We start from the raw sequence: 15348 nt of genomic DNA, 5'->3' as shown, positions 1-15348 counted from the left end.
AGCGGGTTCACACCTGAGCGCAGCTGTGCCTTACACTGCGCGCCTATGACCAACATCCCCCTGAACGACATTACCGAACCCGCCGTTACCTGTTCAACGTGCGCAGCCTGTTGCTGCCAACTGGAAGTGATGCTGATCACCGACACCGGTGTGCCCGAGCGTTTTATCGACACCGATGACTGGGGCGGTGAGGTGATGCTCAGGCTCGATGATGGCTGGTGTGCTGCGCTGGATCGCAACACCATGATGTGCACGATCTACGAACAGCGCCCGCTGATTTGTCGAGACTTCGAGATGGGCGACGTTGAATGCCTGAATGAACGCCAGGGGATTTCGACGGCGTACGTGTAGGAGCGAGCGTCTTTTTAAGATCAAAAGATCGCGAGGCGAGCTCGCTCCTACAGGGGTGGTTACAGCGGGAGGGTGTAGTGCAGCGAGTAGCTTTCTACGCCGTCGTTGGTGCTGGATAACCCGGCATTGGAGTAGTGAGTCGCGCGAATGCCGACTTCATGCCCACCGGCAAAGCGCAGGCCAAAGCCCAGGCGGTCTTCAAACTGGAACGCCGTGCCCAATTTGTTGCGCTCGACCTCGGTGTGGCCAAACACCGCCACGCCGATACCGGCTTCCAGGTAAGGCTTGACCGTTTCACCCGCAAATTCGTACACAAAGACAGGCGAGAACGACAGGCTGTTGTTCGCCGAAGACTTGTCGCCTTCCCAGTAGGTGTAAGCGCCGCTCCAGTAACCGGTCAAACGACCGACGTCACTTTGCAGCCAGCTTTTGTCCCAATTTGAATTCAAGCCCAGACGATAGGTCATCGTTGACTCACTGGTGTGCCCCACACCGAATTCAATGCCGGCCGCTTGTGCCGTATAGCTATACCCCAGAGCGGCCGTTGCCAGCGCCACCAAGCCAATCAAACGTTTCATATGAAAATCCTATTTTCGTATGCCGATCTTAATTTTTATGTACCTCATCAAACCGATGAGTATGAATCTCCAGCCCCTGAGAAAGTTCAACGACTCAAATGCTCTTCATGTTTTCTTACAGATCGAAGCTTCGCACAAGACCAGATTTATTCCACAACACATGAAGGATATTTCTTAGAGATTCGGGGGACTCGCTGGTCCATAGCTGTGTTTCCCGCGCAGGACCGCTCGCCAACAGGCCGCGCTCGTCCAATAAGCGTTGCAGTTGGCGGGCCACGGCGGCGCCGGTGTCGATCAAGACGATCGACGGTGGGAGCATTTGGCTGAGCAAAGGCTTGAGAAAGGGGTAATGCGTGCAGCCCAGAATAATGGTGTCGCAGCCGGCGGCCAGCAGCGGCTCGACATAGCCGCGCAGCATCGTGCGCAAGGCCTCGCTGCTCAGATCGCCGGTTTCGATCAATTCCACCAGGCCGGGGCACGGCTGGGTGATGACCTTTACGGTGCTGGCGAAGCGGTCGAGCAAGGCGGCGAACTTGGCACTCTGCAAGGTGCCGGTGGTGGCGAGCACGCCGACCACGCCACTGCGGGTCGCTGCCGCAGCGGGTTTTACCGCAGGCTCCATGCCGACCATGGGCCAGTCGGGGTAGCGCTGACGCAAATCCGCCACGGCCGCCACGGTCGCTGTGTTGCACGCCAGCACCAGAGCTTTGGCCCCTTCGCGCTGAAAGAACTCAGCCATGATTGCGCAGCGCTCACGAATGAACTCGGGGCTTTTTTCGCCGTAGGGAATATGCCCGCAGTCGCCGACATAGAGCAGCGATTCGTTGGGCAACAATTGGTTGATCTCACGCAACACCGACAAACCGCCGACGCCGGAATCGAACACACCAATCGGCGCTTCACTCATGGCCAGCCCCGCACACGCTACAGGCCGGATCGCGCTTGACCCGCAACTCGCGAAAGCGCGTGGTCACGGCGTCAATCAATAACAGGCGCCCCACCAGTGGCTCGCCAAAACCGGCCAGCAGCTTGAGTGCCTCCAGCGCTTGCAGGCTGCCGACCAGCCCCACCAGTGGGCCGATGACGCCGGCTTCGCTGCAGGTCAGCTCTTCGTCGCTGCCGTGCCCATATAAACAGTGGTAACACGGGCTCGCGGGCTGGCGCGGGTCAAAAACCGATAATTGCCCCTCAAGGCGAATCGCCGCACCGCTAACCAGTGGCTTGCGCGCCGCGACACAGGCGCGGTTGACGGCCTCGCGGGTGCCAAAGTTGTCACAGCAATCGAGCACCACGTCCACCGCGGACACGGCCTCGGCCAGCGAGTCGGCATCCAGTGCCGAGCGATGGGCAACCAGTTTGATGTGCGGGTTAAGCAGACGAAGACGGCGCATGGCCGAGTCGACCTTGCTTTCGCCGACATTGGCGCTGTCGTGGATGATCTGGCGTTGCAGGTTGGTCACGTCGACGCTGTCGAAGTCAGCCACGTGCAACTCACCCACCCCCGCTGCCGCCAAGTACAGCGCCACCGGCGAACCCAGCCCGCCCAGACCGACAATCAGCGCACGGCTGTTTTTCAGCTTGAGCTGGCCGTCGATGTCGACCTGTTGCAACAGGATCTGTCGGCTATAGCGCAACAGCTCCTCATCGGTCAGCACGGCAGGCGGCCCAGGGTAATGCGTTCGTGGGCGCCCAGGTCTTTGCGGCTTTCTACCTGTTCAAAGCCCGCGCCTTGCAGCAGCTCACGAACCGCAGCCGCTTGGTCGTAGCCGTGCTCAAGCATCAACCAGCCACCGGCATTTAAATGCAACGGAGCTTGGGCAATGATGTGGCGAATGTCATCCAGCCCGTCAGCACCGGCCACCAGCGCACTTTCAGGCTCGAAGCGCACGTCACCTTCGGCCAGGTGCGAGTCACCTGCGGCGATGTAGGGCGGGTTGCTGATGATCAGGTCAAAGCGTTGATCGGCCAGAGCGCTGAACCAGTGGCTGTGCAGTACGCTGACGTTGGCCAGTTGCAAACGCTGGCGGTTGCGTTCGGCCAGCGCCACGGCTTCAGGCACGCGGTCGACCGCCGTCACCTGCCAGGCGCCACGCTCACTGGCCAACGCGAGGGCAATCGCCCCGCTGCCGGTGCCCAGGTCCAGCACTTTGGCCGGGGTCTGGGGCAGCAACGCCAATGCCGTTTCGACCAGCAGCTCGGTGTCCGGGCGCGGGATCAAGGTGTGCGGCGCGACTTCCAGGTCGAGCTTCCAAAACCCTTGCTGGCCCAAAATATAGGCCACCGGTTCACCTTGGCGACGGCGCTGCAAGAAGTCTGAAAAGGTCGACGCGGCTTCGCTGCTGACGATTTTTTCTGGCCACGTGTGCAGGTAACTGCGTGGTTTGCCCAGCGCGGCCGCCAGCAACAGCTCCGCATCAAGACGGGCGGTGGGCGAGTCGGGCAATTCAGCGGCACGTAACAAACTGGCAATAATGGTCATTTATTCACCCAGGGCTGTCAGTTGGTCAGCCTGATATTCCGCTAACAATGGCTCAATAACGGCATCAACACCGCCGGCCAATACTTCATCCAGTGAATACAAGGTCAAGTTGACGCGATGGTCTGTGACACGGCCTTGCGCGAAGTTGTAGGTGCGAATGCGCTCGGAACGGTCGCCCGAACCCACCAGCAATTTACGCTCGCTGGCGATCGCGTTGGCCGCGGCGCTGGTTTGCTGGTCATTCAATTTAGCTGAAAGCCAGGACATCGCCCGTGCCCGGTTTTTATGCTGGGAACGCTCTTCCTGACACTCGACCACAATGCCGGTCGGCAAGTGCGTGATACGAATGGCCGAGTCGGTTTTGTTAACGTGCTGACCACCCGCCCCCGAGGAACGGTAGGTGTCGACGCGCAAGTCGGCCGGGTTGATCTCGATCGCTTCTTGCTCGTCGGGCTCAGGCAAAACGGCAACGGTACAGGCCGACGTATGGATACGGCCCTGGGATTCGGTGGCCGGTACACGCTGTACGCGGTGGGCGCCGGACTCGAACTTCAGCTTGCCGTAGACATTGTCGCCTTCGACCCGGGCGATGACTTCTTTATAGCCACCATGTTCGCCAATGCTTTCCGACAGGATCTCGACCCGCCAGCCACGACGCTCGGCGTAACGCGAGTACATGCGAAACAGGTCGCCAGCAAAAATGGCCGCTTCATCACCGCCGGTGCCCGCTCGAATTTCGAGGAAGACGTTGCGCCCGTCGTTCGGATCTTTAGGCAAGAGCATGCGTTGCAAGTCTTTTTCCAGCCCGATGAGCTGTTCTTTGGCTTCGCGGACTTCTTCTACCGCCATTTCGCGCATGTCAGGGTCGTTGTCCTTGAGCAGCGCCTGGGCACCTTCGAGGTCGTCCTGCACCTTGAGCCACTTAACGTAGGCGGCAACAATGGGCTCAACCTCCGCGTACTCCTTGGAGTAGGCGCGGAACTTGGTTTGATCAGAAATGACCTCGCCATCGCCAAGCAAGGCGGTCAATTCTTCAAATCGATCCCGGAGGATGTCCAGCTTATTAAGCAGTGACGCTTTCATTACAGTTTTTTATCCGCAGAGCTATCCGATGAGCCCTCACCGAGGGCAAAAAGTTCTTGGGCCATGGCCAGCGCATCGAGGCGGCCTTCGGCGGAAAGCTTTTTAAGCTGCACGCTGGGGGCGTGAAGCAGTTTATTGGTTAAACCACGCGCCAGTTGCACCAACACGTCTTGCGGATTGCTGCCATTGGCCATCATCCGCAGGGCTTTTTGCAATTCCTCATCGCGCAGGCGCTCGCCTTGCTGGCGATAGGCTTTAAGCACATCAACCGCCGCCAGCTCACGCAAACGCACCATGAAATCTTCGGCGCCGATGCTCACCAGCTCTTCAGCGGCCTGGGCCGCGCCCTGACGGCTCTTAAGGTTTTCTGCGACCACTTCGTGCAAATCGTCGACGGTGTAGAGGTAAACGTCGTCCAACTCGCCGACTTCTGGCTCGATATCCCGTGGAACGGCAATGTCGACCATGAAAATAGGCTTGTGCTTGCGCAGCTTCAAGGCACTTTCAACAGCACCCTTGCCCAGAATCGGCAATTGGCTGGCGGTCGAGCTGATCACGATATCGCTGTGCACCAGCTCTTGTGGAATGTCCGACAACAACACGGCATGTGCGCCGAACTGCTCGGCCAGGGTACTGGCCCGCTCCAAGGTACGGTTAGCCACCACGATGCGTTTAACCCCCAGATCATGCAGGTGCCGGGCGACCAGGGTGATGGTCTCGCCCGCCCCGATCAGCAGTGCCTGACTGCGCTGCAAGTCGCTGAAAATCTGCTTGGCCAGGCTCACCGCAGCAAAGGCCACCGACACCGGGTTTTCACCAATCGCCGTGTCGGTGCGCACTTGCTTGGCCGAGTTGAACGTGGCCTGGAACAGACGCCCCAATAGCGGCCCGACAGTACCCGCCTCACGCGCCACGGCGTAGGCAGATTTCATCTGGCCGAGAATTTGCGGCTCGCCCAACACCAGCGAATCGAGCCCCGAAGCCACACGCATCATGTGACGAACGGCCGCATCATCTTCATGGATGTAGGCACACGCCCGCAGCTCTTCGTAGTTCAGATCGTGATATTCGGCCAGCCATTTCAGCACGGCTTCGGCACCGAGCTGGTCTTGTTCGAGATAAAGCTCACTGCGATTGCAGGTCGAGAGGATCGCAGCTTCGCGACTGTCGGTGAGGCGGCAGAGTTGCTGCAAGGCTTCAACCAACTGCTCTGGAGTAAATGCCACGCGCTCGCGGACGTCTACTGAAGCAGTCTTGTGGTTAATACCGAGTGCGAGGAAGGCCATTCAATATCGCTGATGGTGACGAGAAGCCGACAATTGTCCTACTTCGTCTGATTCAGAACAACCATTGCTGACTATTGTCTCTATAGTTAACGTCTGTTGAACTCATCTTCCCTCGCATCATCAGAGCCTTATATCGCTTCTATCGATAGTCGCACCTGTTATGGTTTGCACCATCGCATGTGTCATGATGCCCAGACCGCAGGTAAGTCGCCTTTCTCTTATATGAATAGATCCTCCGCGTTGCTCCTTGCTCTCGTCGTTCTCAGTGGCTGCCAGTCTCTGGCCCCCACGTCCCCGGATGCTTCGTCCGCGGCAGAAGACGTTACCACCGTCCCGGAAAAGCCCACGGTTTATGGCTCGTTCAGCGAAGACACGCTGTACAGCCTGCTGAGCGCGGAGTTGGCCGGCCAACGCAATCGCCTGGATATCGCCCTCGATAACTACGTGACGCAGGCGATCAACACCCAGGATCCGGGCGTCGCCGAGCGTGCGTTTCGCATCGCCGAATACCTGGGCGCCGATCAGGCAGCCCTCGACACGGTGCTGATCTGGGCCAGAAACGCACCGGATGATCTGGATGCGCAACGCGCTGCGGCCATTCAACTGGCACGCAGCGGTCGCTACGACGATTCCATGGCCTACATGGAAAAAGTCCTGCAGGCCAAAGGCGACACGCACTTCGACTTTTTAGCCTTGTCGGCCCTCGAAACAGACCCCGAGACTCGTGCCGGGCTGCAAAAAAACTTTGATCGGCTGCTGGTCAGGCACCCGGACAACGATCAACTGATCTTCGGCAAAGCCTTGCTGATGCAACAGGACGATGACGCGGCCGGCGCCTTGAAACTGCTGGAGCAGCATCCGCCGCAAGACGGTGAAATCGCCCCGATTCTGCTGCGCGCCCGCCTGCTGCAAAGCCTTAACCGTGGCGATGAAGCCTTGCCGCTGCTGCAAAAAACCATGCGCGACAACCCGGACGACAAACGGTTGGGCCTGACTTATGCACGTACGCTGGTCGAGCAAAACCGCATCGATCAGGCAAAAGTGCAATTCGCCAGCCTGGTTCAGCAGTACCCGGAAGACGACGAACTGCGTTTCTCCCTGGCGCTGGTGTGCCTTGAGCTTAAGTCCTGGGACGAAGCCGAAGGCTATCTGCAAGAACTGATCGACCGCGACAGTCATGTCGACTCGGCACACTTGAACCTGGGCCGTATTGCGGAAGAACGTAATGACCCGCAAGGCGCGCTGATTCAATACGCGTTGGTAGAGCCAGGTAATGATTATTTGCCTGCACAATTGCGCCAGGCAGACATTTTGATCAATCACGGCCGCGGCGCCGAAGCTTCGCAAAAACTGGCGGCTGCCCGTGACGCCCAGCCGGACTACGCGATTCAGCTGTACCTGATCGAAGCCGAAACCCTGTCGGCGAACAATAAGACCGATCGCGCCTGGGCCGTTTTGCAACAAGCCGTCAAGCAATACCCCGACGACCTGAACCTGCTGTACTCACGCGCCATGCTGGCCGAAAAACGTAACGACCTCCCGCAAATGGAGGCCGATTTGCGCGCCATTATCCAGCGTGAACCTGACAACGCCATGGCCTTGAACGCGCTGGGTTACACCCTTGCGGACCGCACCACCCGCTACGCCGAAGCCAAAACATACATCCAGCAAGCTTACGATTTGAACCCGGAAGACCCGGCCGTGCTCGACAGCCTGGGATGGGTGAACTTCCGCCTGGGTAATTTGCCTGAAGCAGAACGTTTGCTGCGCCAGGCGCTGGAGCGCTTCCCCGATCAAGAAGTGGCCGCGCATTTAGGTGAAGTGTTGTGGGTGAGTGGCCAGCAGCGTGAAGCCAAAAAACTCTGGGGGCAGTTCCTCAAGGACAACCCAGACAGCCCTATTCTGCGCAAAACCGTCTTGCGCCTGACCGGATCCGAGACTCCTTAAATCATGTTTTTTCGTCATGTACGCCATCTCATTGCCTTTGGCCTGATCGCCCTGCTCGCCGGTTGCGCGGGCTTCGGCGCTCGTGAATCGGTCGAAGGTCACGGCAGCCCTGCCCTGTGGTCGCAGCATAAACAGCAGCTGAGCGCACTCGATGGCTGGCAAATCAACGGCAAGGTCGGCATTCGTGCCCCTAAAGATTCGGGCAGCGCGACACTGTTTTGGCTGCAACGCCAGGACTACTACGACATTCGCCTGTCGGGCCCGCTGGGCCGAGGCGCTGCCCGCCTGACCGGCCGCCCGGGCAATGTCAGCCTTGAGGTCGCCAACCAGGGCCGCTATGAAGCCACCACCCCGGAACAATTGCTCGGCGAGCAGTTGGGCTGGAGCTTGCCGGTGTCGCATTTGGTCTGGTGGGTTCGCGGGCTGCCCGCGCCCGACAGCAAAAGCCGCGTGACCCTGAACGCCGACAGCCGCCTTGCCAGCCTGGAACAGGATGGCTGGCAGATCGAATACCTGAGCTACATCGAACAAAATGGTTTTTGGTTGCCGGAGCGGGTCAAACTGCACGGCACGGATCTGGACGTCACGCTGGTCGTGAAAGATTGGCAACCGCGTCAGTTGGGACAATAAGATGCAAAAAGAGGCACTGGTTTTGCCCTCCCCGGCAAAACTGAATTTGATGCTGCACATTTTGGGTCGTCGCGCAGACGGCTACCACGAACTGCAAACCCTGTTTCAATTCCTCGATTACGGCGATGAAATGACCTTCGCCGTACGCGACGACGGGGTTATTTTCCTGCACACCGAGTTTGCCGGTGTGGCGCACGACGACAACCTGATCGTCAAAGCGGCGAAAAAACTGCAACAACAGTCCAACAGCCCGCTGGGCATCGATATCTGGATCAAAAAGATATTGCCCATGGGCGGCGGCATTGGCGGCGGCAGTTCAAATGCGGCCACCACCTTGCTGGGCCTCAACCATCTCTGGCAATTGAACTGGACTGAAGACCAGTTGGCAGCACTGGGCCTGAGCCTGGGAGCCGATGTTCCGGTTTTCGTCCGTGGGCACGCCGCTTTCGCAGAAGGCGTAGGCGAAATTCTTACCCCTGTAGACCCGGAAGAGCCCTGGTACGTCGTACTTGTGCCGCAAGTCTCTGTCAGCACAGCAGAAATATTTTCAGATCCTTTGTTGACACGTGACTCTTTGCCCATTAAAGTGCGCCCCGTTCCCAAGGGAAACAGCCGAAACGACTGCGAAGCAGTGGTGAAGGAGCGTTATCCAGAAGTACGTAACGCTTTGAATTTGTTAGGTAAATATACCGAAGCAAAATTAACTGGAACTGGAAGTTGTATATTTGGGGCCTTCCCAAACGAAGCAAGTGCTGATAAAGTGCTGCACCTTCTTACAGAGACCCTTACAGGGTTTGTAGCAAAAGGAAGCAACGTTTCGATGTTGCATCGAACGCTACAAGATCTGTAAACGGAAACGGGTACACGGTACTCGTAGCAACAGATACAGGGGCGTCGCCAAGCGGTAAGGCAGCAGGTTTTGATCCTGCCATGCGTTGGTTCGAATCCAGCCGCCCCTGCCATTTCTTATACTCATCCAGGTTACCCTCAGCCTTCAGGTACTGCGCGTGTCCAAGATGATGGTCTTTACGGGGAACGCTAACCCCGATCTGGCTCGGCGTGTCGTACGTCAGCTGCATATCCCTCTCGGTGACATTTCTGTCGGCAAGTTTTCCGACGGCGAGATTACCGCTGAGATCAATGAAAATGTTCGCGGTAAAGACGTTTTCATTATTCAGCCGACTTGTGCTCCGACCAACGATAACCTGATGGAACTCGTCGTGATGGCTGATGCCTTCCGCCGTTCCTCAGCAACTCGTATTACTGCTGTTATTCCTTACTTTGGTTATGCCCGTCAGGATCGCCGTCCGCGTTCCGCACGTGTGGCTATCAGCGCAAAAGTTGTTGCTGACATGCTTACCGTAGTCGGCATCGACCGTGTTCTCACGGTTGATTTGCATGCTGACCAAATTCAGGGTTTCTTCGATATTCCTGTAGATAACATCTACGGCTCCCCAGTATTGGTGGATGACATCGAAGATCAGCGCTTTGAGAACCTCATGATTGTGTCCCCGGATATCGGCGGCGTCGTGCGTGCACGTGCTGTTGCCAAATCCTTGGGCGTGGATCTGGGGATCATCGACAAACGCCGTGAGAAAGCCAATCACTCCGAAGTGATGCATATCATTGGTGATGTCGAAGGGCGTACCTGTATTTTGGTTGACGACATGGTCGATACCGCCGGCACTCTGTGCCACGCGGCTAAAGCCTTGAAAGAGCATGGCGCTGCCAAAGTGTTCGCCTACTGCACACACCCTGTGCTGTCGGGTCGGGCAATCGAGAATATCGAGAACTCTGTGCTGGATGAGCTGGTGGTGACTAACACCATCCCGCTGTCCGCCGCCGCACAAGCCTGTTCGCGTATCCGTCAACTGGATATCGCACCGGTTGTGGCTGAAGCGGTTCGCCGCATCAGCAACGAAGAATCGATCAGCGCGATGTTCAGATAAGGGCCCTGCCCTGCTCTGACATCCGTTGACGAAAAGCGCCCCGCCCCAACAGCCTGTTGGGGCGGGGCTTTTTTGCCCATACCGTCCATAGCGCTGGTCGCAAACGCTAGGGCGGGTGTGGATATTTTGGAGATACAACATGAACGATTTTACTCTGAATGCTGAAGTGCGTTCCGACCTGGGGAAAGGTGCGAGCCGCCGCCTGCGTCGTCTCGCAAGCCTGGTTCCAGCTGTAGTTTACGGTGGCGACAAAGCCCCTGAATCCATCAGCATGCTGGCTAAAGAAGTTGCCAAACTGCTCGAAAACGAAGCTGCTTACAGCCACGTTATCGAACTGACCGTTGGTGGCGTTAAGCAAAACGTGATCATCAAAGCTCTGCAACGTCACCCGGCTAAAGGCCACGTGATGCACGCTGACTTCGTACGCGTTGTTGCTGGTCAAAAGCTGACTGCAATCGTTCCAGTTCACTTTGTTGGTGAAGCTGCTCCGGTTAAGAAAGGCGGCGAGATCTCGCACGTTATCGCGGAAATCGAAGTTTCCTGCCTGCCAAAAGACCTGCCTGAATTCATCGAAGTTGATCTGGCTAACGCCGAAATCGGCTCGATCATTCACCTGTCGGACATCACCGCTCCTAAAGGCGTTGAGTTCGTAGCTCTGGCACACGGTAACGACCTGGCAGTAGCCAACGTTCACGCTCCACGTGTTGCACCAGAAGCAGACGCTGAGTAATTCATTACTCTGTCGTTGGAGTTTTGAGAAACATCGCGAGCTAACACGCAGCGAGTAAAGCGGACAAGATCGCGAAGTTTACTCAGGTAAACCCGTTTTCTTGTCTGTTTTCGCCGCTACCGTTAGCGGCGATGTGATCCATAACTCTATAGAAGGGCCCTTGTCGTGACCGCCATAAAACTGATCGTTGGCCTGGGAAATCCAGGCACCGAATACGAACAGACCCGGCATAACGCAGGGGCCCTTTTTGTTGAGCGCCTCGCGGCGGCAAACGGGGTCAATCTCGTTGCCGATCGTAAATATTTTGGCCTGACCGGACGTTTTAGCCATCAGGGTCAGGATGTTCGTCTGTTGATTCCCACCACCTATATGAACCGAAGCGGCCAGGCCGTTGCGGCACTTGCCGGCTTCTACCGCATTGCGCCAGAAGCCATATTGGTGGCCCACGACGAACTCGATCTCCCACCGGGTGTTGCCAAGCTCAAGCTGGGCGGCGGCCATGGAGGTCATAACGGCTTGCGTGACATCATTGCGCAACTGGGAAACAACAATAATTTCTACCGTCTGCGGCTCGGCATTGGCCACCCAGGCGTCGCGAGCATGGTGTCCAACTTTGTTCTGGGTCGTGCGCCACGCGCCGAGCAGGAAAAACTGGACGCCAGCATCGATTTTGCCCTCGGCGTGCTGCCGGATATCCTCGCCGGTGAATGGAACCGCGCGATGAAAAACCTGCACAGCCAGAAGGCCTGACTCTTTTTCCGAGGGGAAACACCATGGGATTCAACTGCGGCATCGTCGGCCTGCCTAACGTCGGCAAGTCCACCCTGTTCAACGCCCTGACCAAATCCGGCATTGCAGCGGAGAACTTCCCCTTCTGCACGATCGAGCCGAACACCGGCATCGTGCCGATGCCCGACCCGCGTCTAGCAGCACTGGCGGAGATCGTTAAGCCGAATCGCATCCTGCCGACCACCATGGAGTTCGTTGACATCGCGGGCCTGGTAGCCGGTGCATCGAAAGGTGAAGGCCTGGGCAACAAGTTCCTGGCCAACATCCGTGAGACCGACGCTATCGCTCACGTGGTGCGCTGCTTTGAAGACGAAAACGTGATCCACGTTTCCAACACCGTCGACCCTAAGCGCGACATCGAGATCATCGACCTTGAGCTGATTTTCGCCGACCTCGACAGCTGCGAAAAGCAACTGCAAAAAGTCGCACGTAACGCCAAAGGCGGTGATAAAGAAGCCGTTGCCCAAAAAGCCCTGCTGGAACAACTGATTGCCCACTTCACCCTGGGCAAGCCAGCACGCAGCCTGATCAAGAACATGGACGCCGATGAGAAGCAAATCATCAAGGGCTTCCACCTGCTGACCACCAAGCCGGTGATGTACATCGCCAACGTGGCCGAAGACGGTTTTGAAAACAACCCGCTGCTCGACGTGGTGAAAGCCATTGCCGAAGAAGAAGGCGCGACCGTTGTGCCGGTGTGCAACAAGATCGAAGCTGAAATTGCCGAGCTTGAAGACGGCGAAGAAAAGGACATGTTCCTTGAGGCCCTGGGCCTTGAAGAGCCAGGCCTGAACCGTGTGATCCGCGCCGGTTACGAAATGCTCAACCTGCAAACCTACTTCACCGCCGGCGTTCAAGAAGTACGCGCCTGGACTGTAAAAGTAGGCGCGACCGCCCCACAAGCGGCAGGCGTGATCCACACCGACTTCGAAAAAGGCTTTATCCGTGCCGAAGTCGTCGCCTACGAAGACTTCATCCAGTACAAGGGTGAAGCGGGCGCAAAAGAAGCCGGCAAATGGCGTCTGGAAGGCAAGGACTACATCGTTAAAGACGGCGACGTCCTGCACTTCCGTTTCAACGTGTAAACCAACACACGTCTAAAAAACCGCGCCCAGGCGCGGTTTTTTTTGGCCCGGGTTTTACCCCGATAAACACCGTGACAAGCAAACAGTCTATGGTTAGTCCCAAGACCTAAAGGCTGACTGTGTAGGGAGTCGCAATGCTGTCCAAGGTGTTCTTCAACCGTTTCACCACTCCTCTTATTGAGCGAATCCAGTTTCGCTGGACCACGGCCTGGCGCGATGCCCTGGCCTCAGCCATCGCCGCTGCACTGGCGTGGATCCTCGCCAAGCACTTATTCGGCCACGAGCACCCGGTGTTTGCCGCCATCAGCGCGATTGTTTGCCTGGCGCCCGGCCTGCCCAGCCATGGCAAGCAAGCGGTTGGCTTGATGGTCGGCGTGGCCACCGGGATTATCATCGGTGAAGCCGCGCTGTGGTTGCCCGATGGCTACCCGTTGCTGCGCATCGGCTTCGCCACGTTCTCGGCCATTGCCATCGCCGCACTGTACGGCTTGGGCGCCGTTGTACCGATTCAGGCAGGCGTGTCAGCCGTTTTGATGTTGGCGGTCGGCCCGGAGAGCGCAGGTGTTGTGCGCATGCTTGATGTGGTGGTGGGCGCCGGGGTGGGTTTGATGTTCAGCCAGATCTTGCTGACACCCAACCCCATCGGGATCATTGATGACTCGGCCAAGGACTTGCTGGAAAAACTCGCCAAAGGCTTCGGCCAAAGCCTGACAGCCCTTGAAAAGAACGACGCTAAAAGCGCGCAGCACGCGGTGTTTATTTTTTCGGGTGCTCACGACAGCCTCATCACCCTTGAGAACGGCATTGCCAGCGCACGCAATACCGCACGCTGGACGTTGCGCGGCCGGTTTGCCTCGCGGGAAGTCAAAGACATAGCCAGCCGTTACGAGCGACATGCCGTGCGCTTGTACGCCAGCGCCCTGCTGTTCTCTGAGGCCTTTGCTGACGCCATGCGCAAAGAACAGGGCTCGCCACCCGCCGCGCTGCATGAACGGCTGGCCAGCGTCGCCTCAGGCTGTGCAGCGATTGCCGGCGATACGCAGCAGCCGGTGTTGGCCGCCTATGACGACCAACAGGTCGAAGCCGTGTCAGCGCCGTGGCAAATCTGCCTGCAGCATTTGAGCACCGTCGAAAGCGCGTTGCAGAGTTTTAGTGCCAGCGCGCAAAGCGATGGGAAATAAGACGCCAGGGTGACGGCTGCTTCGCAGCCGGACGTAGCCTCGCAAAGCTCGTCAACTGCTACGAGCTTTGCGTGTACCGATCAGTTCTTTTTGGTGCGCGGCAAAAAGATCGCCAGCACGCCAAACAGTGGCAGGTACGAGCACAGCTTGTAGACGTATTCGATACCGTGAATGTCGGCCAGATGCCCCAGCAACGCCGCACCAATCCCGCCAAAGCCGAACATCAAGCCAAAGAAGATACCGGCAATCATGCCCACGTTGCCCGGCACCAATTCCTGGGCATACACCACAATCGCCGAGAACGCCGACGCCAGGATAAAACCGATGACCACGCTGAGGACGCTGGTCCAGAACAGATCCGCATACGGCAGCAGCAACGTGAACGGCGCGACACCCAGAATCGAGAACCAGATCACCGCCTTACGCCCGATGCGGTCGCCAATCGGGCCACCAAAGAACGTCCCCGCGGCTACCGCCCCCAAGAACAAAAACAGGTACATCTGCGAGTTGGCGATGGAGACGTCGAACTTCTGAATCAGGAAGAAGGTGTAATAGCTGGTGAGGCTGGCCATATAGAAATATTTGGAGAACACCAGCAGCCCCAACACCACCAGTGCGCTCAGCACACGCCGCTTGGACAAACCGTGCGTGGCCTTCTGCCCGGCCTTGAGCTTGAACAGGCTCAAGTGCGTGCGGTACCAGCGGCTGATCACATACAGCAGGCCTACCGCAAACAGCGCAAACAACCCGAACCAGGCCACGTTGCCCTGACCATAGGGGATGATGATGGCGGCGGCCAGCAACGGCCCGAACGCCGACCCAGCGTTACCGCCCACCTGAAACGTCGACTGGGCAAACCCGTAACGCCCGCCCGACGCCAGCCGCGCCACCCGCGAGGCCTCAGGGTGAAAAGTCGACGAGCCCACCCCGACCAACGCGGCGGCCAGCAAAATCAGTGGGAAACTGCCGACCTGAGACAACATCAAAATCCCGATCAGCGTACACGCCATGCCGCACGGCAATAACAGCGGGTTGGGATGACGGTCTGTGTAATAACCCACCCACGGCTGCAACAGCGACGCGGTAAGTTGAAAAGTCAGGGTAATCAGACCGATCTGCGTGAAGGTCAGATCGTATTTGTCCTTGAGCAACGGATAGATCGACGGCAGCACCGCCTGGATCAAGTCATTGATCAAATGCGCCAGCGCCACGGCCCCGATAATGCGCAGGACTAACGGGCTGGCTTGAGGCATTTGGAGG

Annotated in this window: 16 protein-coding genes and 1 tRNA gene; 10 read left to right on the top strand and 7 right to left on the bottom strand. The window is 57.8% G+C overall.

The window, feature by feature from the left end:
- The first annotated feature begins 45 nt into the window (after positions 1-45).
- Positions 46-351 carry a YkgJ family cysteine cluster protein gene (locus GHO25_RS14240; protein ID WP_048368403.1) on the top strand — a complete coding sequence of 102 codons (306 nt, stop codon included), beginning with the start codon at positions 46-48 and terminating at the stop codon, positions 349-351.
- 59 nt (positions 352-410) lie between these two features.
- Here the strand turns inward: GHO25_RS14240 and GHO25_RS14235 are convergent, their stop codons facing one another.
- From GHO25_RS14235 to hemA, 6 genes are all read right to left on the bottom strand, one after another.
- The gene (locus GHO25_RS14235; protein ID WP_048368404.1) at positions 411-929 is read right to left on the bottom strand and encodes an acyloxyacyl hydrolase; all 519 of its coding nucleotides are present in this window, start codon (positions 927-929) and stop codon (positions 411-413) included.
- A 115-nt stretch (positions 930-1044) separates the two neighbouring features.
- Complete coding sequence (gene murI / locus GHO25_RS14230; protein ID WP_153391040.1) at positions 1045-1836, bottom strand: glutamate racemase; 792 nt, start codon at positions 1834-1836, stop codon at positions 1045-1047.
- A complete protein-coding gene (locus GHO25_RS14225) occupies positions 1829-2584 on the bottom strand; it encodes a molybdopterin-synthase adenylyltransferase MoeB (protein WP_048368406.1) in 756 nt (251 codons plus the stop codon). Before GHO25_RS14225 ends, murI begins: the two co-directional genes overlap by 8 nt.
- Positions 2578-3408 carry a peptide chain release factor N(5)-glutamine methyltransferase gene (gene prmC, locus GHO25_RS14220; RefSeq protein ID WP_048368407.1) on the bottom strand — a complete coding sequence of 277 codons (831 nt, stop codon included), beginning with the start codon at positions 3406-3408 and terminating at the stop codon, positions 2578-2580. Before prmC ends, GHO25_RS14225 begins: the two co-directional genes overlap by 7 nt.
- The gene (gene prfA, locus GHO25_RS14215) at positions 3409-4491 is read right to left on the bottom strand and encodes a peptide chain release factor 1 (RefSeq protein ID WP_153327068.1); all 1083 of its coding nucleotides are present in this window, start codon (positions 4489-4491) and stop codon (positions 3409-3411) included.
- Positions 4491-5777, bottom strand: coding sequence for a glutamyl-tRNA reductase (hemA, locus tag GHO25_RS14210; RefSeq protein ID WP_048368409.1), 1287 nt, complete (start codon positions 5775-5777; stop codon positions 4491-4493). Before hemA ends, prfA begins: the two co-directional genes overlap by 1 nt.
- Before the next feature lie 222 nt (positions 5778-5999).
- On the opposite strand from hemA, the gene GHO25_RS14205 reads away from it, so the two are divergent.
- From GHO25_RS14205 to GHO25_RS14165, 9 genes are all read left to right on the top strand, one after another.
- Entirely contained in the window at positions 6000-7724 is a 1725-nt protein-coding gene (locus GHO25_RS14205; RefSeq protein ID WP_153391039.1) for a tetratricopeptide repeat protein, read from the top strand.
- Positions 7725-7727: 3 nt separating this feature from the next.
- Complete coding sequence (gene lolB, locus GHO25_RS14200; RefSeq protein ID WP_048368411.1) at positions 7728-8354, top strand: lipoprotein insertase outer membrane protein LolB; 627 nt, start codon at positions 7728-7730, stop codon at positions 8352-8354.
- 1 nt (position 8355) lies between these two features.
- Positions 8356-9204 carry a 4-(cytidine 5'-diphospho)-2-C-methyl-D-erythritol kinase gene (ispE, locus tag GHO25_RS14195; protein ID WP_153327065.1) on the top strand — a complete coding sequence of 283 codons (849 nt, stop codon included), beginning with the start codon at positions 8356-8358 and terminating at the stop codon, positions 9202-9204.
- A 37-nt stretch (positions 9205-9241) separates the two neighbouring features.
- Positions 9242-9316, top strand: a tRNA-Gln gene (locus GHO25_RS14190).
- Between the two features lie 45 nt (positions 9317-9361).
- On the top strand, positions 9362-10303 hold the full coding sequence (locus GHO25_RS14185; protein WP_016971225.1) for a ribose-phosphate pyrophosphokinase: 942 nt from the start codon (positions 9362-9364) through the stop codon (positions 10301-10303).
- Positions 10304-10442: 139 nt separating this feature from the next.
- Positions 10443-11033 (top strand): 50S ribosomal protein L25/general stress protein Ctc, encoded by a 591-nt coding sequence (locus tag GHO25_RS14180; RefSeq protein ID WP_048368413.1) that lies wholly within the window; start codon positions 10443-10445, stop codon positions 11031-11033.
- A 165-nt stretch (positions 11034-11198) separates the two neighbouring features.
- Positions 11199-11783, top strand: coding sequence for an aminoacyl-tRNA hydrolase (pth, locus tag GHO25_RS14175; RefSeq protein ID WP_048368414.1), 585 nt, complete (start codon positions 11199-11201; stop codon positions 11781-11783).
- Positions 11784-11806: 23 nt separating this feature from the next.
- A complete protein-coding gene (gene ychF / locus GHO25_RS14170; RefSeq protein WP_048368415.1) occupies positions 11807-12907 on the top strand; it encodes a redox-regulated ATPase YchF in 1101 nt (366 codons plus the stop codon).
- A 134-nt stretch (positions 12908-13041) separates the two neighbouring features.
- On the top strand, positions 13042-14088 hold the full coding sequence (locus tag GHO25_RS14165) for an aromatic acid exporter family protein (protein ID WP_153373673.1): 1047 nt from the start codon (positions 13042-13044) through the stop codon (positions 14086-14088).
- Positions 14089-14168: 80 nt separating this feature from the next.
- Here the strand turns inward: GHO25_RS14165 and GHO25_RS14160 are convergent, their stop codons facing one another.
- Positions 14169-15341 (bottom strand): MFS transporter, encoded by a 1173-nt coding sequence (locus GHO25_RS14160; RefSeq protein ID WP_153391038.1) that lies wholly within the window; start codon positions 15339-15341, stop codon positions 14169-14171.
- Positions 15342-15348 lie beyond the last annotated feature (7 nt).

The organism is Pseudomonas sp. FSL R10-1350 (assembly GCF_009600525.1).
Taxonomy (GTDB): domain Bacteria; phylum Pseudomonadota; class Gammaproteobacteria; order Pseudomonadales; family Pseudomonadaceae; genus Aquipseudomonas; species Aquipseudomonas helleri.
This window is presented reverse-complemented; position numbering and strand designations above follow the sequence as displayed.